Source organism: Rhodopirellula sp. J20-39, assembly GCF_057365095.1.
In genome coordinates this window covers 6485327-6508791 of the sequence record NZ_CP195123.1, presented here as the reverse complement: position 1 = coordinate 6508791, position 23465 = coordinate 6485327, and the positions used below count along the sequence as shown (strand labels likewise).

Annotated in this window: 16 protein-coding genes; 15 read left to right on the top strand and 1 reads right to left on the bottom strand. The window is 55.0% G+C overall.

The window, feature by feature from the left end; genetic code table 11:
* Window positions 1-203: 203 nt before the first annotated feature.
* From ACR3ZL_RS23700 to cmk, 7 genes are all read left to right on the top strand, one after another.
* A complete protein-coding gene (locus ACR3ZL_RS23700; protein WP_473650620.1) occupies window positions 204-1691 on the top strand; it encodes a Gfo/Idh/MocA family oxidoreductase in 1488 nt (495 codons plus the stop codon).
* 323 nt (window positions 1692-2014) lie between these two features.
* A complete protein-coding gene (locus ACR3ZL_RS23695) occupies window positions 2015-3907 on the top strand; it encodes a DNA polymerase III subunit gamma/tau domain-containing protein (protein WP_473650621.1) in 1893 nt (630 codons plus the stop codon).
* 6 nt (window positions 3908-3913) lie between these two features.
* Window positions 3914-5821 carry an asparagine synthase (glutamine-hydrolyzing) gene (gene asnB / locus ACR3ZL_RS23690; protein WP_473650622.1) on the top strand — a complete coding sequence of 636 codons (1908 nt, stop codon included), beginning with the start codon at window positions 3914-3916 and terminating at the stop codon, window positions 5819-5821.
* 131 nt (window positions 5822-5952) lie between these two features.
* Window positions 5953-6849 (top strand): AAA family ATPase, encoded by an 897-nt coding sequence (locus ACR3ZL_RS23685; RefSeq protein ID WP_473653471.1) that lies wholly within the window; start codon window positions 5953-5955, stop codon window positions 6847-6849.
* Window positions 6850-6854: 5 nt separating this feature from the next.
* Entirely contained in the window at window positions 6855-8300 is a 1446-nt protein-coding gene (locus tag ACR3ZL_RS23680; protein WP_473650623.1) for a DUF58 domain-containing protein, read from the top strand.
* Window positions 8297-10897: a transglutaminase TgpA family protein gene (locus tag ACR3ZL_RS23675; RefSeq protein ID WP_486173011.1), complete on the top strand. Its 2601-nt coding sequence runs from the start codon at window positions 8297-8299 to the stop codon at window positions 10895-10897. The genes ACR3ZL_RS23680 and ACR3ZL_RS23675 overlap by 4 nt, the downstream gene beginning before the upstream one ends.
* A gap of 51 nt (window positions 10898-10948) precedes the next feature.
* The gene (cmk, locus tag ACR3ZL_RS23670) at window positions 10949-11656 is read left to right on the top strand and encodes a (d)CMP kinase (protein ID WP_473650625.1); all 708 of its coding nucleotides are present in this window, start codon (window positions 10949-10951) and stop codon (window positions 11654-11656) included.
* On the opposite strand, the gene rph is transcribed toward cmk, so the two are convergent.
* Window positions 11645-12385: a ribonuclease PH gene (rph, locus tag ACR3ZL_RS23665; protein WP_473650626.1), complete on the bottom strand. Its 741-nt coding sequence runs from the start codon at window positions 12383-12385 to the stop codon at window positions 11645-11647. The genes cmk and rph overlap by 12 nt on opposite strands.
* A gap of 250 nt (window positions 12386-12635) precedes the next feature.
* Here rph and ACR3ZL_RS23660 point away from each other — a divergent pair, with 250 nt between their 5' ends.
* The 8 genes from ACR3ZL_RS23660 (at window position 12636) to ACR3ZL_RS23625 (ending at window position 23349) form a co-directional block, all read left to right on the top strand.
* Entirely contained in the window at window positions 12636-14189 is a 1554-nt protein-coding gene (locus tag ACR3ZL_RS23660; RefSeq protein WP_486173010.1) for an amidohydrolase, read from the top strand.
* A gap of 240 nt (window positions 14190-14429) precedes the next feature.
* Window positions 14430-15299 carry a DUF4339 domain-containing protein gene (locus tag ACR3ZL_RS23655; protein ID WP_473650628.1) on the top strand — a complete coding sequence of 290 codons (870 nt, stop codon included), beginning with the start codon at window positions 14430-14432 and terminating at the stop codon, window positions 15297-15299.
* Between the two features lie 312 nt (window positions 15300-15611).
* Window positions 15612-16763, top strand: a complete 1152-nt coding sequence (locus tag ACR3ZL_RS23650; protein WP_473650629.1) for a fatty acid desaturase family protein — start codon at window positions 15612-15614, stop codon at window positions 16761-16763.
* On the top strand, window positions 16691-17629 hold the full coding sequence (locus tag ACR3ZL_RS23645; protein WP_473650630.1) for an aminotransferase class IV: 939 nt from the start codon (window positions 16691-16693) through the stop codon (window positions 17627-17629). The genes ACR3ZL_RS23650 and ACR3ZL_RS23645 overlap by 73 nt, the downstream gene beginning before the upstream one ends.
* 424 nt (window positions 17630-18053) lie before the next feature.
* The gene (locus ACR3ZL_RS23640) at window positions 18054-19667 is read left to right on the top strand and encodes an amidophosphoribosyltransferase (RefSeq protein ID WP_486173009.1); all 1614 of its coding nucleotides are present in this window, start codon (window positions 18054-18056) and stop codon (window positions 19665-19667) included.
* Complete coding sequence (gene mch, locus ACR3ZL_RS23635) at window positions 19664-20671, top strand: methenyltetrahydromethanopterin cyclohydrolase (protein WP_473650632.1); 1008 nt, start codon at window positions 19664-19666, stop codon at window positions 20669-20671. Before ACR3ZL_RS23640 ends, mch begins: the two co-directional genes overlap by 4 nt.
* Complete coding sequence (locus tag ACR3ZL_RS23630; RefSeq protein ID WP_473650633.1) at window positions 20672-21634, top strand: ATP-grasp domain-containing protein; 963 nt, start codon at window positions 20672-20674, stop codon at window positions 21632-21634.
* Window positions 21631-23349: a fatty acid CoA ligase family protein gene (locus ACR3ZL_RS23625; RefSeq protein WP_486173008.1), complete on the top strand. Its 1719-nt coding sequence runs from the start codon at window positions 21631-21633 to the stop codon at window positions 23347-23349. Before ACR3ZL_RS23630 ends, ACR3ZL_RS23625 begins: the two co-directional genes overlap by 4 nt.
* Window positions 23350-23465: the final 116 nt, after the last annotated feature.

The following is a 23465-nucleotide window of genomic DNA, read 5'->3' as shown; positions in this document are numbered from 1 at the left end:
TACGTTGGGCAATTTTGACGGCGGTCTTGATAATTTCCCATTTCGCGACTGTCTTGTGTCATAATGCTCAGATTCCTACCGTTCAGGTTGGCGGCCCATTCAGGTTAGCGGCCCCGGTATGAAATCAGCCCGGTCCGGTTTGCACCGACTGGGATCTAACACATTCACCCGCCTTTCTATCCTCTTAGACGAGTTTCCACCCGATGACCCGTACGAGCCTTCTTGCTTCTGATCGTCGTCAGTTTTTGACCCTTGCCGCGGCCGGCATGGGAACCGTGGCAATGCCAAGCATCTTACGCGCAGCGGCACCTCATTCGCAGGTTCGCGTCGCCATTTTGGGAGCGGGTGGTCGAGGCGGAGAGATTGCCCGGGCGTTCGGTAAGTGCGAACAAGCCAAGATCGTCATGGTTGCGGATCCGGACGAGCAACGTGCCGGAAAGCTAGCGGCGGCTCATGGAGCCCAAGCCGTGACCGATTTGAGAAAGGCACTCGATTCGCCCGACGTCGACGCGGTGGCGATCACGACGTGCAACCATTGGCACTGTTTGGCAGCGATGTGGGCGTTGGACGCTGGAAAAGACGTCTATGTTGAAAAACCCCTTTCGCATTCCCAGTGGGAAGGCCGCCAAGTCGTCCTGGCCGCTGAAAAATCGGGACGAATTGTTCAGCTTGGGACCCAACAGCGAACGGATCCCATCCAGATGCAAGCTCGCCAGTTTTTGCACGACGAAAAAGGTCTTGGCGAGATTCAGTACGTGCAAGCCAACCGGCTCGGCCCTCGCGGCACGATCGGTAAACGCGACACGCCATTGCCGGTGCCGAAGGAAGTGAACTACGACTTGTGGTTGGGCCCAGCGGCGGATGAGCCGATCTATCGCAAAAACTTTCATTACGACTGGCACTGGGATTGGAACACCGGCAGCGGTGAAATGGGCAACTGGGGAGTCCATATCCTCGATGATGTCCGCAATGTGGCCTACCAGGACCAGGTTTCGACACCGCGGGCGATGATGGCGGGTGGCGGACGAGTTGCCTGGAATGATGCCGGTCAGACTCCGAACCATCACTTCGCTTTGTTTGAAACTGAAACCTTCCCGACGCTGATCGCGTTGAGTAATTTGCCGATGGTTCCTGGCAAAAAGGGCGGTTGGCAAGCCAAGGGTGAGCTTGCCGTTGCGGCACCAGGTAGCGGATACGCGATCGTTTGCGAAGGTGGCTACTACTTGGGGCAACGTGGCCATGGCAAAGCCGTCGATCATGACGGGAAGTTGGTTCGGTCATTCCGAGCCAAAGTGGACATTGTTTCGGCGCACGTCGAGAATTTCGTGCTGGCGGTGCAATCCCGAGACGCAGCATCCTTGAATGCACCGATCGAAAACGGTCATCACAGCACCGGTTGGTGTAACCTTGCTAACGTCGCGTTCCGTGCCGCTGGCGCTTTCGATCCAGAGCAATTGACCGATGGGATCGATCTTTCGGCTTGGCCGGTATTGGTCGACGCTATGGTTTCGCCGTTAAGCAGCCACGGCGTCAGCACAAGCGAGCTGAAATCGAGTCCGATGTTCACGCATGATCCGAAAACGGAGCAATTTGTGGGTGAGCATGCTGAAATCGCCAATTCGTTCCTGAAACGGGAGTACCGCCCGGGATACGAAGTCAAACCCGTCGCCCAGGCCCAAGCGGTCAGCTAGCGAGAACGGGCGCGTTTGAACGTTTCGGTGTCCGAATGTCTCGGATCCGGCGGAATGCCTGAGATTCCGCCGGCAAATGCGAGAGATCCTAACGGGGCATCGTTGAATGCACCTTGTTCCAGTGTGTGCTTCTGCTACGCTACGGGACTGGACTGCGATCGCTGTTGCATTGGATCGCGTTTTGCAATCTGTCAATCATCCAAATTGAATAGGAGAAAGACCTAGGTGGGTACGAAGCGAACCGGGAAGGGTAGACGTAAAGTGGGCCGAAAGAAACGACGAATGCGCGCGAAGATTCGTCACCGCAAGAAATAAGAGCATTAATGTCAGGTCCTAGCATCCAAGAATTGCTGGGGTTGCCAGCCGATGTAACTCAGCCCAACGCTTATCAGTTGTTTGGGCTGCAGATTGGTGAATCGGATCCAGCGACCATCGAATCGGCGATCGCTCGGCGAATTGCTGATCTAAAGCATGCTAAGCCTAAGGCCGAACCTGACAAATGGAAACGAGCAGCCTTGGCGGTTCAAGCCGCCCAACGGACGCTTAGCGACCCCAAAAAGAAAGCAGAGTTGGACGCTTCTTTTGGGATTATTAATGAGCCGGAGCAGGCCGCTGCGCCTGCGGTGGTTGATCCGCTGGCAATGCTTTTGCCGTCCAGCAACCTATCTAGTAGCGGTAAGCTAGCAAGCGAAAGCTCGGTGGTGCCGGCTCCCCCTGTGTCACAAGCGTCAGCTTCTGCTAATGAGGCGACGCAATCGGGTCATGCGGGCATTGATGCTGCGGGGACGGCGGATCGCTCTCCTGTCGACGCCGTGGTGCCCCCAATCGTTCAAAGCTCGCCGACTGTTCATTCGCCTCAGCCTTCAGCGATCGAGTCGTCTGGAAATCAGTCATCTGCGATTCCGCCATCTGGGTCGGACGCGATCGCACCCGCTGCGGTTCAGATCGCTCCCCGCCGACCCGTTCGCCGGAAGAAAAACTGGGGCGGCTTCGTGCTCGGGTTGATGGCTTTGCTGATGCTGGCTGGAGTTGTCGGCGGGCTTGGCTACTTTGTCCTTTTTCAAAAAGGCTCCGTTCAGTTCGTCAAAACCGATGACGGGTTTCAGATCAAAACCGGTGCTGGAGCCAATCCGAACGGAAAGCCGGTAAGTCAAAATTTGGGCAGCAACCCGAACGGGCGTTCTCCTCGGCAAGCGGCGGGAGATGGAATCATCAAGCCATCGCGTAGCGGAACCCCCGGTCGTGGCTTGTCACTTGAAGAGCTTAACTCGCCCAAAGATCCACCTCTATCGGGCCGTCCAGATTCGATGGGCGTCAATCCGCAAGGCAATAAGCCGGAAAGCTCCGGTGCTGCTATGCCTGGGATGGGGATGCCCGGAATGGGAATGCCCACGACGGGAATGTCAGAAATGGGAGCGCCGGCCAGCGAGGCTTCGCCAGTCGGTGGTGTGAAGCCTCCTGGCGGTATGGACTCAGCCAGTGGGATGGGTACTCCCGGTGGCATGAGTTCACCTACTGGTGCGCCGCCTGCTGAGGGGATGTTTCCGACGGAGACAACGGTTCCTGACGGCATGGCTGGACCCAACCCTGCCACCAATCCGAACACTCCGGCTGGTGAGATGATGCCGCCCGGGGAAATGGCCAATCCAACACCGCCATCAGCCGCGGACATTGCGGCTGGGGACCAGGCGATCGAGGTCGCTCGGAAAGCAATCCAGGCTGCAAACTGGGCTCAGATGGTGCCACTTGCTGAACAGGCCGAAGCCAAAGCCGTGACTCCACAACAGGAAGCGGATGCCGAGACTATTTATCAGTACGCGGACTTGGCGACGTTTTATCGCGGTGCAATCGTTCGAGCGATGACGAGCTTGCAGGTTAACAGCGAAATTAAGATTACCAGCACCCGCAATGTGCTTGTTAACGAAGTGGATGCAAACCACTTGAAGGTCATGTTGGGCAAGAACAACTACAAGGAATACACCCTTGATGAGCTGCCGTTTGTGATCGCCCATGAACTGGCTTCTTATCAGCTCAGCACCGACACCCTGGCGGATCAAGCTCAAGCGACCGCTGCCAAAGCAGCCTTTCAAGCGATTGCCTCGCAGGCCACTCCGGGGCATCGCCAGCAATCGATCGAAATGCTGCGGGGGCTCGAGTCACTTGAGGGTGCTGATGCGAAACGCCTAGCTGACTTCCTTGAAACTCTGGATCGGTAAACGTCGATGTGTGGAATTACCGGTGCGGTTTGGTTGCGCGATCACCTAAGGGTAGATGATGATCTGATTGGGCGAATGACTGATGTGATCGCCCATCGTGGTCCCGATGATTCGCAAACGTGGACCGATCCATCGCACCGAGATGGTTTAGGGAATCCGATGGGCGTTGCGCTGGGGTTCCGCCGGTTATCGATCATCGACGTGGCGGGCGCTCGTCAACCGATGCCGAACGAGGATGGTAGTGTTCGGATGGTCTTCAACGGTGAAATCTATAACTACGTCGATCTGCGAAAACGCTTGCAGGGTGGCGGGCATCATTTCGCCACGCAAGGTGACGGCGAGTCAGTCATTCACCTCTACGAAGACATCGGAACGGACGTCTTTTCACAGCTCAATGGAATGTTTGCGATTGCGATTTGGGACGCCAAACGCAACCGGATCGTGTTGGGCCGCGATCGGATTGGGCAAAAGCCGTTGTACTATGCGTTTAAGGATGGTCGGCTTGTTTTCGGTAGTGAGTTGAAGTCGCTGGCGTTGGTTCCAGGCGTTTGCGATCAGATCGATCCCGCGGCGATTGATGAGTTCTTGACTTATCAATACATCCCGCATCCGGGGACGATCTGGAAAGGCGTTCACAAGTTGCCGCCGGGACATTTTGCGGTATTGGACTCGTCTGGGTTCCGGGTCGAAAGATACTGGAATTATGACCCTACGATTGAAAAGCCTACCTCGCGTGGCGAGGCGATCGAGCGTCTTCGTGAGCTGTTGAGCGATTCGATTCGATTGAGAATGCGAAGCGACGTTCCGTTGGGGTCATTCTTGTCCGGTGGAATCGATTCGTCGTTGATTACGGCGTTGGCGGGTGATTACACCGACACGCCACTGCGGACATTCAGTATCGGATTTTCAGTCGCCGACTTCGACGAGACCGCTTATGCAGCAAAAGTGGCGAAGCATCTGAACACGAATCACACGCGATTCGAAGTGACTCCTGACGCGATCGGAATTCTAGACAAGCTGGTTTGGCATTACGACGAGCCCTTCGGTGATTCGTCGGCGGTGCCAACATGGTATCTGTCGGATCTTACCCGTAAGAGCGTGACGGTCGCGTTATCAGGTGACGGCGGTGACGAATTGTTTGCCGGCTATGAACGATATCGAGCGTTGTGGCTCAGTCAAAAAATCAATCGTTTGTTTCCCGTCCATCGCTTTCCGGGAATTGGTTTGGTCAATCGTTTACCCGATTCAAATGGGCGGCACAGTTTTTCTCGTCGAGCCAAACGGTTTGTCGAGGCGCTTGGGCAGCCAACGGTACGGCGTTATTTGAACTGGTTGCAAATTTTCCCAGAGTCGATGCGGGCGTCGCTCTATACGGATGACTTCGTCGATCAACTTCCCGGTAGTGATCCCACCGAATTTTTAGAGTCTGTGTGGGCTCGTAGTGAAGGTCGAGACGTTGTGACGCGAGCATCGACATCGGACGTTTTGTCGTACCTGCCTTGTGACTTGATGACGAAGGTCGACGTCGCATCCATGGCTCATGGACTGGAGGTTCGGCAGCCATTATTGGATTACCGGGTGGTCGAATTTGCCGCCGCGCTTCCGGTGTCGCATAAGTTTCGCGGTCGTCGAGGGAAGTTGTTACTGCAGGATGCGTTCGGTGATCGGATTCCGCCGGAAATCTTTACGCGGCCCAAAATGGGGTTTGGCATTCCGATCGGAAAATGGTTTCGAGAGGATTTTCGACCGTTGGTACAAGAGACCATGCTGGCGGATGATGCCAGGATTCGGCGGTTTTTTCGTCCTGAAGCGGTGGCTGATTTGGTTGCAGCGCACAATGACGGACGCCAAAATCATGGTTATCGATTGTGGAATTTGTTGATCCTAGAGACCTGGCTCCGACAGCATTTTTAACCCCTACGATAGGATTGGCCGCGCCGAGGCACTACTATGTTGTTCACCTGCTGTGCTTTCTTTACCTCGATCTAGTAGAAGTTATGGTCCATCGGGACGCTTATCAGACTTGTCAATTGCTCCGGGACAACATCGCTCGGGTTGTTTTGGGAAAAGACGACCTTATCGACCTCTTGGTCGTGGCAATGATGGCCGGCGAACACGTCTTACTGGAAGATGTTCCGGGTGTTGGTAAAACGCTTGCCGCGAAAGCATTGGCGAGCAGCTTGGATTGCAAGTTTTCTCGGTTGCAGTTCACGCCCGACTTGTTGCCCAGTGATATCACCGGCAGCATGATTTATCGCTCATCGACGGGTGAGTTCGAGTTTTCACCGGGCCCGATTTTCGCCAATGTTGTTTTGGCTGACGAAATCAACCGCGCCCCACCTCGTACACAATCGGCTCTCCTAGAAGCGATGAGCGAAGGCCAGGTGACAGTGGATGGAGTCACTCACCCATTGCCTCAGCCGTTCATGGTGATCGCGACGCAGAACCCATTTGAGTACGAAGGCACCTATTCCCTTCCGGAAAGTCAACTTGACCGCTTTTTGTTGCGGACGTCGATTGGTTACCCGACCCGGGATATCGAGCGTGAGGTGTTGATGACACACCGCAGCGGCGAACCGGTTGATCACCTGGAAAGTGTGTTGAACCAAGCGGAAGTTTTGGAAGTGCAGAGTCATGTGGGCGAAGTGCGTTTCGATCCTTCGCTGACCGACTATTTGCTAGATATCGTCGCTGCGACCCGCCAGCATGAAGCGTTTCAGGTCGGGGTTAGCACGCGAGGTGCGTTGAGCTTCTATCGTGGTTGCCAAGCGTTGGCCGTTTTGCGTGGACGTGACTACATCGTCCCTGACGATATCAAACAACTTGCAGTTCCTTCGCTTGCACACCGCGTGTTGCCCGAGGGGATTTTCCAAGGTGGTAGCCGCTTTGTTGTTGAGCAGCAACTTGCTGATTTGATCGAGCCGATTCCCGTTCCGGTTTAAACTTTATGGATCGTCGTAGCACCCGACATCGACTGACTCGACTGGGGATCCAGGTACTGCTGATTGGTGCTTTTGGTGTCCTTGGCGGATCTCTTAATGGATTGAATTTGTTGATCGTCGTGGCCGCTTTGGTGCTGGCGGCGTTGGTGGCTCAGTGGCGTGTGAGTCGCTCGATTATCGGGGCGTTGCGTATCGATCGCCGGATGCCCGGTGAAGCGTTTGCCGGTAAGCCGGTGCGAATTCGATATCAAATTCAGAACGAACACCGTTTGATGCCGATGTGGATGGTTCGCATCGAAGATGGAATCGAGCGAATGGAGACCGCACCCGATGACAGTTCGCGGGCGGGTTCGTTTACCGGTCGCTTTCGACGGAAATTGACAACCACCACGACACGTTCCACGAAGTCAACTGAATCGACAGGCGTTTCTTCCAAGTTGTCGCCGAAGCCGATTAATCGTGAGTCGCCTTTCTTATCGGCAAGTACCGGCGTTGGTTTGTTGGTCGCTGGTCAAGCGACGAGTACATATTTTGACGTGATTGCCCAGCATCGAGGTCGGTATCGCTTGGGCCGTTGGCGTGCTTCGACGTTGGCACCTTTTGCATTGTCGACCGCCTTCCGTGAATCGATTTGGGAAGAGGACACCATCGACGTGTACCCTCGGTTGTTGCGGCTGCAACGTTCATGGCATCGGTTGTTACCCAGCCGGGTCGGAAACGTTTCCGCTACCGCTCAGCGACAAGGACCGGCAGACGATGTCTTTTTCGGTCTGCGTGAATATCGCCATGGTGATAGCCCCAGGCACATTCACTGGCGGACCACGGCTCGCCTTGGCGAACCGGCCGTTCGCCAATTCGAACAGCAGCGGCGTTACGACTTGTGCATGTTGGTGGATGCGTGGGTTGAGAGTGACGGCCGGACCGAGGATAGCGAGATGCTGAACGCGATGGCTGAGCGGGCGATTAGTTTGGCCGCATCGGTGATCGTCGATCTTGCACACGGGAACCAGAGTCAGGTGTTGCTGGTTGTTGCGGGACGAGATTTCAAAATCGTATCGGGCAATGCCTCACCCCTGGGCCTGCGCCGAATGCTTCAGTCGCTGGCTCGCGTTGAAGTGGGATCGAGCGTTGCGGTTAGCGACGCGATGTTGCAGGCTTCCGGTGTTGCCAAGCGGTTACCGGACATGTTGGTCGTCAGTTCGCGTTCGCAAACACGAGCAATCGCATCGGACGCAGCAACCGGGCTGGCAATCAAACGCTGGAAGTCTCGAAGCCAGCTTCAATGGGTCGATGTTTCCAGCCCCGATTTTTCGCGTTGGGCAGTCGCGGATTCGGCAACAGAGGTCGTCGAGTCGAGTGGAGTGCTTGAGTCCAACGGTTTGTCGTCGATGTCCAAGAAGGGAATGCGGCAAGCCGAAACCGCCGGTGGTAACGTGGGAGTGTCCGTATGAGTGAGTTGCCGATCAGTGATGTGCCCGCCGGCCAAGCTCCCCCGCCATGGTCGGTGCCCGATTCCTCGCTTCGATTAAGAACGAAGTTTGCCTTCGCGTTGATTACCGCGTTGGGGGGGATGGTGATCGGCACCGGGGCGAATACGGAAGCGTTGTCGATCATTGTGGTGGGGTTCGCTGTTATTGGGTTTGTGCTCGTTGACTGGCTTAAGTTCTTTGCATTGCCGCCTGTGATCGCGTATGCGGCAATGGCTTTAACGGCACTTGTTTGCATTGCCGATTTTATCCAGGGTGCAGAGCTGCTTAGCCGGAAGATGATTTCCGTCGCTGAGCTATTGGCGGTGGCGCAGGCGATCTTGATGTTGCAAGAGAAGAGTTCACGATTGTTTGAGCAATTGTTGATCTTTGCGCTTTTGAATTGCATCGTTGCAGCGGTCTTCAATGATGCCTTCAATTATGCGATTTGGTTTTTACCGCTAACGTTCGCAACCGGCCTCGCTTTGGCGTTCTTGGCCGCGGATCAATCGGTCGAGGCGACGCAGGATCAAGGTGGGCACGCCCGAGTGCATTTCTCCAAACATGAGACGGAGACTCGACCGGCGGGACAGCATTACTTTCTGTGGGACAACACCGTCGCATTGAAGTCGCTAAGGACAGTCGCCTTGCGGCTTCCCGTAATCACCCTGTTTTTAACCATGCCTGCGATCGCATCGGTCGCTATGGCGTTTTTCTTTGTTTTGCCAAGGCGAATTGAACCCAAGCGTGGCGTATCAGGGGAAGCCCTTGTTGGATTCAGCGATCACGTTCGATTGGGGCAAATCGGAAAGATGCAGATGACGGAAGAGCGCGCTCTTCGTGTCCGATTAGATGATCCTGAATCCGATAGGCCCTACCCAGTCGTTGATGGGATTTATCTGCGTGGCTTGACGCTGGAAGATTACATCGCCAATCGCGCCGTGAAAGATGGTGGAGGCAGTTGGGCCACGACGTCGGACGCAAAACTGTATCCATCCAGTGCATTGCCTGCGAGATTTGTGCCGAGTCGGCGAAGTGACTTGAATTTCTATGACCGTGTCCACGTCGAGGTGAGCACGGAATCGCTTCGGACGCCAGCACTGTTTGCGATCGCGCCGTTTCATCGCATCGTCGGTAGCGGCGAGATCCAATATCGACCGGCGCAGTGGATTGTGGGACGGGATGATTTTCAGGCACCCAGTTCGGGAAGGTGGTATGACCCGCTTGAGTATCATTTTGGCACGCATGCATTTCGAAATGGAGTGCAAACGCCATGGCTAGCGCACCGGATGAATGTGGAGGAGGAATCCGGGGAGGAGGAATCGACTCGGATGCCGAGTTCGAGTGAGCTGGACTACCTTGATCGTGTGCTTGAGTTTCCTTTGCAGAGTATGCCAAGCGTGCAACTGATCGCGGATCAAATCGTCAGTGAAATGCCGGCGTCGAAACGCGGGCCGATTCAGATCGCGAGGCAGTTCGAACAATATCTTTCAATGAATCAGCGGTTCAGCTATTCGCTTGCTGGTGATGTCAAACCGGTGGTGGGCCTGGATCCGATCGAGCAATTCTTGACGACGGATCCGCGTGGTCATTGTCAATATTTTGCGTCCGCGTTAGCGATGATGCTGCGTAGCCAAGGGATCCCGGCAAGGCTCGTAGTTGGATATCACTGCAATGAGTTTAGTGACTTGGGACAGTATTTCATTGTCCGGCAAAGCCACGCGCACGCTTGGGTGGAAGCGTTGGTGGACCGAGAAAAGATCCCACTAAGCGAGAACACGTACGGGCAGCCGAAATCGACGCATTATTGGTTGCGGCTCGATCCCACGCCGGGCGGCGGGGTTTCGGACACGGATGATGCCGGGATACGCCAGTTTGCTGACTTAGCACAAAACTTGTGGACTGATTATGTCGTGGAGATGGACTCGGATCGTCAACGCAAGACGCTCTTGTCGACACCTTCGCTGGCACCCATGACCCAGTCTTATCGCAGTTGGATTGATAGTGCAAAGACTTATGCCTTGCGAATCAATGCGGGTGAGGTTCAAGGGATCGCCGGGACGCGAATGTTCTCGCTTCCAGCCGCGTTGTCTGCCATCGCGTTATGTGTCTTATTGGCCGTACTGCTGAAGTGGAATCTGACCGGTTGGATTCGGAACCGTTGGATCGGTTTACAACAGGCGCAAGCGGCGAAACCAAGCGTGGCTTTCTATGCTGAAACGCTGGAGTTGCTCGAACTGGCTGGCTACCACCGTCAGGTTGGGCAGACGCCCGCAGAGTTATCCGCTTCATTGACTACGCCACAATTGCAGGGACCGGTCAAGCAACTCACCGAGTGGTTCTATCAGGTTCGATACGGACGGGCTTCGCAAAGCTCGCATCCTCGCCGCGGCGAGGATGGTGTGGCTGCCCACGACCGAATCAGCGGTGACGGATCGGCCGGTCATGCTCTGGAAATCAATCGTCCTGAGAATACCAACATGGCCGATCTTGCATCCAGCAAACGTGCTCCGCATTCGATCGATTCCGCACAGGTGCAGAAGTTGCTGCAAACGCTACGTGAGCAAATCGGTCAGAAATAATACTGCGAATTTTCGCTCGCAATATCCGACAATACTTTCAGTTGCTTAAACATGATTATCACCATTGATGGACCTGCTGGCGCCGGTAAAAGCAGCATCGCTCGAGAAGTCGCTGAGGACCTTGGGTTTGCTTTTTTAGATACCGGAGCGATGTACCGGGCGATCACACTCGGCGCGATCCGCCGAGGAATCGAGCTTGAGGATGTGGCGGCGTTGGTTGAATACGCACGCCAGGCACAATTGAGTTGGAAAGATGACCGGATCGCCTTAGACGACCAGGATGTCTCGATCGAAATTCGAACGCCTGAAGTCACGGCGAACATACGCTACGTTGCTGACCCACCAGAAATTCGCGATTGCTTGACGATGCAGCAGCGTCGCATCGCTAAGGGCCGCGATCTTGTCACCGAGGGCCGAGATCAAGGGACTGAAGTCTTTCCTGATGCCGAATGCAAAGTGTTCTTAACGGCGTCGCCGGAAGAACGTGCCAAGCGTCGACACCTGCAATTGCAACAGGCGGGAAAGGAATCTTCTTACGAGAAAGTTCTGATGGCCCAAAACCAACGTGATCTGGAAGATCGCATGCGACCGGTTGGTCGACTACGAGCGGCACTCGATGCTGTTGTCATTCAGACCGATGGAATGACATCTCTTGACGTGAAGCAAGCGGTGCTAGAAGTCGTGCGTTCGAATCTAAAATCGGTCATTGAAGCCGATCGCGATATATCGTCCAGTGCGGCTAGCCAATCAGCTGGCTGAAGCAATCGCTTCGTTTTGCAGAGTGGTTAGTTCGGCGATGCCTTTCTTGCCCAGCGAAAGCATTTTGGCCAGTTGAGCATCGTCGAAAGTTGCTTCTTCACCGGTGCCTTGAATCTCAATGAAACGGCCGTTGCCGGTCATCACGACATTCATGTCAACGTCGGCGGCGGAGTCGAGTTTGTAGTCCAGGTCCAAGACCACGTCGTCTTGGATGACACCGACACTAATCGCGGCCACGCTTTGCGGTAAAACTGCCTTGGGATCAACAGCAGGAAGTTCGGTCGCTGGTAGCTTGGCGAGTTGAGCGACGGCGAGCGACAAGGCGATGTAACCGCCGGTGATCGATGCGGTGCGAGTACCACCATCAGCCTGCAATACGTCACAATCAACTGTGATCATTCGTTCGCCAAGTGCGTCTAAGTCAATGATCGCTCGTAAGCTGCGACCAATCAGGCGTTGAATTTCTGTGGTACGCCCGTCGACTTTGCCGCTTCGGTCGCGTCGCTTTCTCGGGCTAGTGCTGCCAGGCAACATGTTGTATTCGGCTGTGACCCAACCCTTGCCTTTTCCTTCCAACCATGGCGGCACACCTCGCTCGATCGAAGCGGTGCACAAAACGATGGTCTTGCCGCTGCGATACAAGACGCTGGCGGGATTGGATTCCAAGTAACCGCATTCGATTTGAACCGGTCGAAGTTGATCGTGGGGGCGGTCGGCAGAAGCTGGCATCGGTATTTCTTTGAGGGGATGTTGTCGGATTGGATGGGGCGTATGGGATCGGTCCAAGAGTTTATCGAGTCATGGTGGTTCCGGCTTCCCGGGCAATCGGTCGAATCCCATGTGCTCACATAATGGGGGGATAGCCCACGTTTGTAGCGGTTTGCTTTGAATTGTGCTTGACGGATGCACTGCACGGTATCAACACCAAGGTTAGAATAGCGACAACGAATTTTCAGCCTCTTCAACTTAAGGTCGTTCGGTGCGAAGCCTAACCACGAAAAACAAGTTTGTATTCGCATGGGTGATCTATGGGGTGGTGGCTGCCTGGATGATTTTTCCCACCGACGGCGTCGGGCTACAATTCATATCGGGGCTAGCCGCGGCGGATTCGCCAGACAGCAATCCGCCAAGTGCCAATCCACAGGGCGTCGATTCGCAGGACGTCAATACATCGGAGGCTAAGTCGCCCGAAGGCAAGCTGTCGACGAAACCGGACACCTCAACACCGGAGACGTCCGCGCGGAAGCCAACGTCGTCCCCTCATCCCGCGAAATCGAAATCGGAATTGCGGCCGCATGCTTCGGATGTTTGGTTGTCCGAAAAGATGGACGATGCGTTGAAGTTGTACATGTGGTTGCATGCGAATCCAGAGATCTCGTTCGAAGAAAAGAACACATCGGCGAAGCTCGCATCGCTATGGAAGGATGCTGGTCTTGAGATCACGACGGACGTGGGAGGGCACGGCATTGTCGGGTTGTTTCACAATGGTGAAGGCCCCACCGTGATGTTGCGGACGGATTTGGATGCTTTGCCCGTAACCGAACGAACTCCACTTGCCTTTGCATCGAAACAAACCACCGTTGCACCGGACGGAAGCACGGCCGGCGTGATGCACGCGTGCGGTCACGATATTCACATGACCAATTTAACAACGGTCGTTGAGTACTTGATGAGCCACCGTGATTGTTGGTCAGGGACTTTAATGGTGATTGGACAACCGGCTGAAGAACGTGGGGCAGGTGCCAAGGCGATGTTGGAAGACGGATTGTTTTCACGATTCCCCAAGCCTGACTATGCACTGGCGATGCATGTCAGTGGTGATACGCCGGTAGGTCAAATCGGATTGCGTGCTGGCTTTTCACTCGCCAATGTGGACAGTGTTGACATCACCATGAAGGGGCGAGGTGGACACGGTTCCCAGCCGCACACCACCACCGATCCGATTGTTCAAGCGGCTCAGCTTGTGATGTCGCTGCAATTGATTGTCGCACGAGAGGTAGCGCCGATCGAACCTGCGGTGGTGACAGTGGGTGCCATCCATGGTGGTACTAAACACAATATCATCGGCAATGAGTGCAAGCTACAGTTGACCGTTCGAAGTTACGATCAAGGCGTGCGACAGCAGGTCTTGTCAGCAATCCGCCGTCGAGCACTGGCTGTTGCTCAAGGGTATGACGCGCCGGAGCCGGATATCTTGATCAGCGAAGGAACACCGTCGTTGAAGAATGACACTGAGTTGACGGTAAGAATTCGGCGTGTTCTAGGGGAACGTTTCGGATCCCATAGCATTGTCGACGACGAACCCTCGATGGGGGGTGAAGACTTTAGCCGGTATGGAATCGAGGGTGTGCCGATCCTGATGTACCGCGTTGGCTCGGTTGAGAACGCTCGCTTGGAACGTTTTGAAAAGTTAGGCGTTCCCCCTCCATCGCTGCATTCGTCACTCTATTATCCGGATGCCGAACCCACCTTGAAGGTGGCGTTTCGAGCGATGCTATCCGCCGTTTTGGAGTTGATGCCGAAGCAGCGTTAGCGTTTATGTCGCGTGTTTCCCCGTTCGCGTATGAACGAAAGTAGGCCGAAACACGGGACGCGGTGGTAGAGACATGAAACGCAGCGATAAACGTAGCTGAATCTGGATGCTGTCGATGTGGTGGTGAAAGCCGTCGGTGAGCGTAATGGATCGAGTCGTTCTAAGGCGCCGTCACATTAGCGGTGACATGAACTATAATCAGGCTCTTTCAACCAGCCGCGCCTAGTCAAAGTTTCAGATATGGGAGTTCGTTTTGCTTGTCATTCCTGTGGCAAGCGACTGAACATCAAAACCGAATTGGCCGGACGTCGTGGAATTTGTCCCGCGTGTTCGGTTCGTTTTCGTATCCCCGCCTACGACACAGAATTCTCGACCCCCGTGCAGACTGAAGAGTCCGTGCCGGTCGGTGACTCTGTGGCAGTGACGGGTGCGCGGGCGAACAACGTCAACGCAACTCAAAATGGTCGCGAGAATGTAGCGGCGGCGGGCAGATCTTCGACGGTAGGCGGGGCATCGACGAGCGTTGTGGAGCGAGACGTTTCCGAGGTCGCTCAGCATGACGCCACCGCACATGCGGCTTCGGCTGACTCACAGTCGGCTGACCCTCAACCAGGATCGGGACAGACATCTGCATCCAATTCAGTGCAGCCCGAACCGAGTTCAACCGTGCACTCCGTTGGCGAGGACTTTGGTGGTCCTACGGCGACCTGGTATGTGCGTCCGCCGACTGGGGGGCAGTACGGTCCGGCGGATGGGCCGACGATGGAGCAGTGGATGAAAGAAGGCAGAGTCGCACAGAACGCGATGGTTTGGCGGGACGGGTGGAAAGATTGGCGTGAGGCGGGTGAAGCACTTTCTGATGTCTCGGTCCCTGGTTCAACAATTCCTGGTGATCCATCGGCTGTCCAAGGATCGTCTGCTAACGCAGTTGCAACGGGTGCCGATGCAAGTTCGAACCCAACTTCTGAATCAACGATTCGTACGAATCGCGGCGTCCTGGGATCCAACAAAAAGAAACGATCTCGCAAACGAGTTGTGGCCAGTGTCGTTCTTGGGGTTGTGTTGGTCACTCTGCTAGCCGCTTTAGTGCTCGTGATTCAACAGAGCTAAGCCGGTCGGGCGCAAATTGCCGATTGGCAAACTGGTTGACGCCCGAAGTGCTAACGCCTCATTTTCGCTGCCCCAGCATTTGCAGCCCCAACATTTGTGAATGAAATGTTCGAGGGCCAAACGTCTGGTGGTAGGTCGATTTCTGAAGGTCTGGCCGTTTACGCAAAAGTCATCTTGACAACAGGAAGCAGTTTTTTGTTCCTTGAGTTGCTGGCGGGGGGTGTGTTGCGAAAATGATTTTTTCGCAATTAAGATCGGTAAGTTGGTTCCGCCTCTCCCCCGTTCCTGATTTAGGTCATTAGGACGTTTCCGATGCAGCCCACCATAAATAAAAGCACGCCGGTATCTGGCAACAAATCTGCTTCATCGCCCACCTGCCACCCGTTTAGCTTCTCACAAGCTCGAACGCTGATCGCTGACTTACAGCGACCCAAACAGTCCATCTACTGGATTGATTTTCTTTGTTCGATCGTGGTCGGTCATACGGCACTCCATCTCATTTTTATCGCACCGTATCACTATGGCTTTCAGCCTTGGGTCATTGGGGTGATGGGCGTGTGCTACGTCATCACAGTGATCTTATACATGCGAGCGTTGATGTTTATCCATGAACTGGTCCACTTGCCGGATCAGGGGTTCACGTTATTTCGGGTGGCTTGGAATGCGTTGTGTGGCATCTTCTTTCTGGTGCCTTCGTTTCTGTATTACCCGCACGTTGATCATCACCGTCGCAAGCATTACGGCACCGAACACGATGGCGAGTACTTACCGCTCGCGAATCGTGGCCCGTGGATGATTGTCCTGTTCATCGTGCAAGCACTTGTGTTGCCTTTGTTGGCGGTGTTCCGATTCTTGATCGTCAGTCCGCTGTGTTGGCTATTTCCACGGCTTCGTCCGCTGGTGCATCGGCATTTGTCGACCATGTTGGTCGATCCCTTTTACGAACGACGAGACGCTTCACCAAAGGTCATGCGAATCGTCTTACTGCAAGAAGTGCTTTGTTTCGTATGGCTAATTTGGTTTCTGACGCGAGGTTACATCATGCGGGATCAATTGCTCGATCCGTTCTGGCTAATCGCGTATGCGGTTGGTGTTGGGATCTTGATCGTCAACGAAGTGCGGACATTAGGAGCCCATCGCTGGAACAACGATGGTGGCGAAATGACGTTCGCTGACCAGTTGTTGGACTCCGTTAACTTTCCCGATCGCCCCTGGTTTACTGAATTGTGGGGACCGATCGGCACACGCTATCATGCGTTGCACCATTTGTTTCCACGTTTGCCATACCACAATTTGGGCAAAGCACACCGTCGCCTAAGTGAGGGACTCCCATCGGACTCGATCTACCACCAAACGAACGAAGTGTCCCTGTTCGGCGCGATTGCCAAACTATGGGACCGATCTCGCAGGTCTCGTCGCAGCACGGTGAGGTTTGCCATACCGCGTTTTTCTCGTGCGAACTGACCGGACAAGCGAACTGGCTGCCCAGTAACGAAATTCGTTTGCCCGTTGATGACCTCGGTTTTCGTCAAGCGGTCACAGCGGTCGAGCGGCTAAGAACTTACCAAGGTGTTTTGTTTCAAACGTCGAAGCACTTGGCGAGGCTTGAAAAAACGCTTGCGTTGCTCGGACTCGGGCGAGCCTTCAGCGATGTGCAGTGGCAAGCCTTGTTGGATGAATTGATTCAGCGAAATCACGATTGGATTCAATCGCACGGTGACGTTGGAGTCACCATTTGGGCGACGCCTGGATCGTCCCAAGCGAAGCGGCCCACGTACGCACTGCATCTCAATCGCCTCGACCAAGTCGTCGGCAATCAACGCCGCAGCCTCGGGCAACCGGTTGTGCTGACTGACGTTCAACAGCCATCACCGGCGTGTTGGTCGCGGCAGGCAAAGGTTCGAAGTCGCCTGCATTACTACCTAGCGGATCAACAGGCCGCGGCAATCTGCTCCGAGGCGACAGGGGTGTTGCGAGACGCGGATGGAAGTTGGACTGAGTCAGGAATTGCGAACATCGGACTTGTGTGCGGCGATGGATTGAAGTTCGCACCGCTGGAGCAGGTGCTCGGCGGCATTACCCAAGAAATTGTGCTGGAGCGTGCGAGTCGGCTTGGGCTGCCAGTTCGCCATGAAAAGCTCACAACGCAGGAGCTTGCCGCCGCCGATGCAGTCTTGTTGATGGGCACGGACAGCGGGGTCTGGTTCGGCTGCGAAATTTTGCAGGGGGATGGAACCGCGTTGAAGCGTTTTCCGGTTCCTAACGAAAACTCCATCGTGCGGCGTCTGCAGCGAGAGATGCCGGAGTCTTCGACGCGGGAACCGGGGTAACGGATCGGGCCTCTTGCTACGTGATCCTTGCTACCAGTGTCTGCTCGCACATGTCGAGGATCGCTGAAGTTCGTGGCATCCGAGTTGGGCGATTTTTCAAAAATCGCTTTCCAAACCTTTTTTTGAACCACCCTCCTGACGGGCGGGAATCGGAGGCCTCGGCGTCTACAATTGAGGTCTTGCTCCCCATTTGGCGGCTGATATTGCCAAGGTCCAAGCGGCAAAATCCTCACGTCTTCGCTTTCGAGGGTGGTTAGGTTCCGAATTGTCGGTTCCGGTTGGCCAGCTTGAATTGCGTTGTCGCGTCATCGCGGTAAACTCAACGCTGGAAAACTGGGTAAACCACTCAGTTCGGTCGATTCGGGGTAGCAGGAACCCGAGGATAGACCCGTTTGCCCATTATTCCGGCATTTACAGCAATTTCATGGCCGAACTGAACCACGAATGTGGCGTTGCCGCGATCTACCATTTGTCCGGTCGCGGACGTAGCCCGATTTGTACCGACGATGGGCCGCGGCATATCTCGCGTCTATTGCCTCGGATGTTGTTGGACATTCAAAATCGCGGCCAGCTTGCCGCGGGGATGACCACCTTTGATCCCGATCGTCCTCACCTACTGAACACGCTGAAGGATGTCGGTACGGTTACCGAGGTTTTCCGGCTGAATCATCGGGCCAAGGCGGAAGCGTTGATGAAGTCGCTCGCTGGGCGCACCGCGATTGGCCACGTTCGTTACGCCACTTGCGGCCAAGACGACAAAAACTATGCCCAGCCATTCGAACGGCAGCACATCCACCGCCGAAAGTGGTTTAGTTTCTGCTTCAACGGCCAGTTGGCTAACTATTCACTGCTGAAACAGAATCTGCTTGCCGACGGTGATCACCACCTAACGCTCGACACTGATACCGAGATCATTCTTCATGAACTCGCCAAGATCCTTTCCGAGGCACCACGTCGTCTGGACTGGATTGACGTGCTTCGTCAGGCGACGGCAAATTTCGATGGAGCCTACTCGCTTGCTCTGTTGACGGCCGAAGGTGAAATGTTGGTCGCCCGTGATCCACTGGGCATCAAACCGATGTGTTACATCCATGAAGGGCCTTTGTTCGCTGCCGCCAGCGAGAGCGTTGCGTTGTTGAACCTTGGTTTCGAAGCCGACCAAATCAAGTCACTCGCCCCCGGACATGCGATCTTGATTGATCCTGAAAATGGCTTCCGGATTGAACCGTTTGCGGAGCCGCAAGCTCCCAAGCATTGTTTCTTTGAATGGATCTATTTCGCTAACGTCGCAAGTACGCTCGACGACCGCAGCGTTTATTTGACACGAACTAACTTGGGACGTGAACTTGCCGACGCTGAACGTCAATTCGGCCGGATCCCATTGGATGATCCGGACACGATCATCGTGCCAGTTCCTGACACAAGTAAAGCTGCCGCGGACTCGATGGCTTACGAGTTATCGATTCCTTGCCGCGAAGGCTTGATTCGAAATCGTTACGCGGGTCGAACCTTCATCGAAGGTGGGAAAGCTCGTAAGGCGAAAGCGGCCGCGAAGTACACGCCACTGCGAGAAGTGTTGCAGGGTAAACGCGTGATCTTGGTCGAAGACTCGATCGTCCGTAGCACAACAATGAACGCGCTCTTGGATCGGATTCGAGACGTGGGTGGGGCGAAAGAGATCCATGTTCGGGTTGCCTGTCCACCCATCGTTGCACCGTGTTTTTACGGGATCGACATGAGCACGATCGATCAGTTGATCGCACCCAAGTACTTCTCTCTTGACGGTGAATTGACCGATGACGCGCAACAGCGTTTGGCCGACGACTTGGGTGCCGATTCGCTTCGGTACCTGCCTGTCGACGCCTTGGCGAGAGCCATCAACCTTCCCGAAGATAAGCTTTGCCAAGCTTGTGTGACGGGGAAATATCCGACTCCGGTAGGCCAGCATTTGTATCAAATCGCTTGCGATAATCGCGGTACTCCTGTTGATAGCCAACGCACCTACGAACAACTCGCTGCTGTCGTCGACGCGACATGATCCATCCTTACCTTTGCACCGCATCGGAACTGAATGACCAGGCAGACGAAGTTTTTCAAGAAGCGTTGGAGTGCCATCAGTCATTGCGGGCTTCCATCCACACGATAGGTGGTGCAACGGTCATTGACGCGGGCACCGGCTCGCATGACAAACCAGGGGCAATCGGCTCACTTCGAGCTGGCATTGTCCTGGCGGAGCTCTGCCTGGCTGGACTTGCGGAAGTTCAGTTAGTGCCAGCGTCCGTCGACATGGTCGTGGACCAAGCGGTGATGGTCAGTGTCGATCAGCCGGTGGAAGCTTGTCTGGGCGGACAGTACGCAGGCTGGCCACTATCGGTCGGTGATTATTTCGCGATGGCGAGTGGGCCGATGCGAACGCTACGTGGTCGCGAAGAGATGCTTGAGCATTTGCAGTTGGCTGCTACCGATCATCAATCTCAGGTAACCGTCGGGGTGCTCGAAACCGATCAGTTGCCTAGCGAGGAGGTCGTCTCGGAGATCGCTCAACAGTGTAGTGTGGCGAATGAACAGGTTCGTCTCGCGATCGCGCCAAGTACTTCGATTGCCGGCAGTGTGCAGGTCGTTGCACGCAGTGTCGAGACGGCGCTGCACAAGTTGCACGCACTTGATTTCGACGTGCGTCAGGTGATTTCGGCAACGGGCGTGGCCCCGCTACCGCCACCCGCCAAGCCAGGCGATACGATTAGCGGCATTGGCCGCACCAACGATGCCATGTTATATGGCGCCACGGTGACACTTTGGGTCGACGCACCCGATGATGCGATCGACGCCATCGCCAACGAAGTGCCCAGCTTCAGTTCGCCCGATTATGGGAAGCCGTTCTCGCAGATCTTTAAGCAATACGATTACGACTTCTACAAAGTCGATCCGATGTTGTTCAGTCCCGCCGTGGTCACGATTCATTCGCTGCAAAGTGGCCGGACCTGGCGTGCGGGCAAGTTGGCAAGCGACGTTCTACGTGCATCATTCGGAATGGAAGACTGAGTGACGCGGCGAAGCATACTCGTCGTGGGTGGACGCGATTCCCATACGCTTCAACTGGGTTGGCACCTAAGTCAGCTTGACGATGCAGCGAAACGTCATCACGCGGCAATCCACTTTGTCGGCTATGACGCCTTGCGAGGTGAGTTGCGAGACGATCTATCCGCGAGCCGACAATCGGAAGGTGCCAGCTTAAATGCGGAATCGGTGAGGACGACCCGGCTTTCAGATTTTGACGCGATCCTGACTCGCACGATGCCGATGGGATCGTTTGAACAAGTCTTGTTCCGCTTGTCGGTTTTGCACGATGAGTACGATCAACGAAAGCGAATCGGGACTCACACGACCCTCTGCAATCCACCCGCCGCGTTGGAAATCGCGATCGACAAGTTTGCCACGCTCGCCCGTGCGAAACGGCTGGGCATCCCAACGCCGCCTACCTCGGTCGTTCAGTCTCGTGCGGAGGCGATGGAAGCGTTCGAAACGCTGGGTCGTGATGTTGTCGTGAAGCCGATTTTTGGCGGTGAAGGACGCGGAGTCATGCGACTTCAAAATCGAGAACTCGCCTGGACCGCCTTTTCCACACTCTCGCAAGTCGGAAGTGTGTTGTACATTCAGAAGTTCATTCCACCGGGCGGGCGCGACATTCGTTTGTTGGTGCTTGGCGATCAAGTGTTTGCAATTCGGCGGACCAGTCCAAACGACTTTCGCACCAACGTGAAAGCCGGCGGTAAGTCGGAACGAATTGAGGTCGACGAGGAGTGGCGAAATCTCGCGTTGCGGTTTTGTGAATCTCTTCAATTGCGATACGCCGCGGTGGACCTGATCGAGACGGAAGACGGCCACGGGTTTTACTTAGTCGAAGTCAACGCAATTCCGGGTTGGAAGTCCGCCCAAACCGTCCTGCCGATCTCAATCGCGGATCAAATCGTTTCTTTACTCCTCTCTTCTACGCATTCAGTATGACGGCAACGGATTCCAACCCATCGTGTTCTGATTCGGTACCCGCGTCGTCGTCGGGGAACGTTGCCGAGCGACTGACTGCGATGGCGAAGATGTTGCCAGGTGCCATCGCGATTGCCGAAGTCGCCGGCCCACCCAAGCAGGATGGTACCGATCGCGACTACGCGCTGACCACGTTCAAGTCGCTCGATGATGCCAGCACCAAGATCGCACATGGCTTGACCGCTTGGGGTGTGAAGCCTGGGATGCGGTTGGTGAGTTTGGTTCCGTTTGGCGCCCAGTTTATTGAACTGGTTTTTGCGTTGATGAAATCCGGGGTCACTGTGGTCTTGATTGATCCCGGAATGGATCGCAAGCATTTGGTGAACTGCATTTCAGAAATTCGTCCCGATGGATTTGTTGGGATTCCAAAAGCCCAAGCGATTCGAACGGTACTTCGCCATCGCTTTCCTCAAGCGAAATGGAATGTCACCGTCGGCAAACGTTGGTTCTGGGGCGGCAAGACGCTAAAGCAAATTATCGAACTGGGCCAGTCGGCGGAAAGTGAACTGCCCAAGATAGAAACGGATCACGAAGCCGCTGTCATTTTTACAACCGGCAGCACTGGTCCTCCCAAAGGGGTTGCCTACACGCACGGCACGTTTCATTCCCAGATCGATCGGATTCAAGCTCGCTATGACATTCGCCGGGGCTCGCGAGACTTAGCTTGCTTCCCTTTGTTTGGATTGTTCGACGCGGTGATGGGAGTGACCACCATCATTCCCGATATGGACCCAACGCGACCCGCCGCGGTGGATCCTCGAAAATTGATTCAAGCAGCTCGCCAATGGGAAGTGGATCAGGCGTTTGGCTCGCCTGCACTTTGGCGAACGGTCACGAAGTGGTGCGAAACGAATGCTGTTGGCCGCCCTTTTCCTACGCTCCAGCGAGTGCTTTCCGCGGGCGCTCCCGTGCCGGCCGCGACGTTGGCGTCCTTGCGCCGGTTTGTTCATGAAGAAGCGATGATTGAGACGCCTTACGGTGCAACCGAAGCACTACCGATCGCTTCGATCGAATCGCGACAAGTCATCGCCGAGACGGGGCCAGCTTCGATCAAGGGGAAAGGCGTTTGTGTGGGAACCCGTTTTCCAGACGTGCAGTGGAAAGTGATTGAGGTTACCGATGGTCCCATCAAACAGATTGACGACATCGTCGAGCTTCCCCAAGGCAAGATTGGCGAGCTGATGGTGAGCGGACCGATGGTCACGCGAAAGTATGTCACCCGGCTTGATCAAAATGAAATTCACAAGGTTGCCGACGGTGATCGGGTTTGGCACCGTATGGGAGATGTCGGCTACTTCGATGGCGATGATCGCTTCTGGTTTTGTGGTCGCAAAACCCATCGTGTGACCGGAGCAAATCGGACCTATTACACGATTCCGTGCGAAGCAATTTTTAATGTGCATCCGCGTGTCGAAAAATGCGCGTTGGTCGGACGGGGGGAACCAGGTAATCAAGTTCCGGTGATGGTCATCGAACCGAGTGATCTGGGTGTGGCACAGGATCCAATTCAGCGTGAACGCTTGATCGAAGAGTTGCGAGATCTTGCGTCACGGAATCCATTAACCGGACGAATCCAAGAGTTCATCGTTCGAGATCAACCACTACCCGTCGACATTCGCCACAACAGCAAAATCTTTCGAGAAAAGTTGACAGCCGAAGTGCAAAAAAGGGTGTAGGCGTCGGTTGGGCGGGCTTCAGCCTCTATTCGGCATCCGGATGTAATCGAAATATCGGTACGTTCGTGACGTTGTCGATGTGCCGTTTCTTTATCGTAGTCTGTCGACTGCGGAGC

Bases quoted from the DNA above. Each gene is read 5' to 3' on its own strand.
- asnB (WP_473650622.1), top strand. From the start codon at position 3,914: ATGTGTGGAATTACCGGTGCGGTTTGGTTGCGCGATCACCTAAGGGTA.
- ACR3ZL_RS23675 (WP_486173011.1), top strand. From the start codon at position 8,297: ATGAGTGAGTTGCCGATCAGTGATGTGCCCGCCGGCCAAGCTCCCCCG.
- ACR3ZL_RS23655 (WP_473650628.1), top strand. From the start codon at position 14,430: ATGGGAGTTCGTTTTGCTTGTCATTCCTGTGGCAAGCGACTGAACATC.
- ACR3ZL_RS23680 (WP_473650623.1), top strand. From the start codon at position 6,855: ATGGATCGTCGTAGCACCCGACATCGACTGACTCGACTGGGGATCCAG.
- ACR3ZL_RS23650 (WP_473650629.1), top strand. From the start codon at position 15,612: ATGCAGCCCACCATAAATAAAAGCACGCCGGTATCTGGCAACAAATCT.
- ACR3ZL_RS23700 (WP_473650620.1), top strand. From the start codon at position 204: ATGACCCGTACGAGCCTTCTTGCTTCTGATCGTCGTCAGTTTTTGACC.
- cmk (WP_473650625.1), top strand. From the start codon at position 10,949: ATGATTATCACCATTGATGGACCTGCTGGCGCCGGTAAAAGCAGCATC.
- rph (WP_473650626.1), bottom strand. From the start codon at position 12,385: ATGCCAGCTTCTGCCGACCGCCCCCACGATCAACTTCGACCGGTTCAA.
- ACR3ZL_RS23645 (WP_473650630.1), top strand. From the start codon at position 16,691: ATGGGACCGATCTCGCAGGTCTCGTCGCAGCACGGTGAGGTTTGCCAT.
- ACR3ZL_RS23695 (WP_473650621.1), top strand. From the start codon at position 2,015: ATGTCAGGTCCTAGCATCCAAGAATTGCTGGGGTTGCCAGCCGATGTA.
- ACR3ZL_RS23640 (WP_486173009.1), top strand. From the start codon at position 18,054: ATGGCCGAACTGAACCACGAATGTGGCGTTGCCGCGATCTACCATTTG.
- ACR3ZL_RS23625 (WP_486173008.1), top strand. From the start codon at position 21,631: ATGACGGCAACGGATTCCAACCCATCGTGTTCTGATTCGGTACCCGCG.
- mch (WP_473650632.1), top strand. From the start codon at position 19,664: ATGATCCATCCTTACCTTTGCACCGCATCGGAACTGAATGACCAGGCA.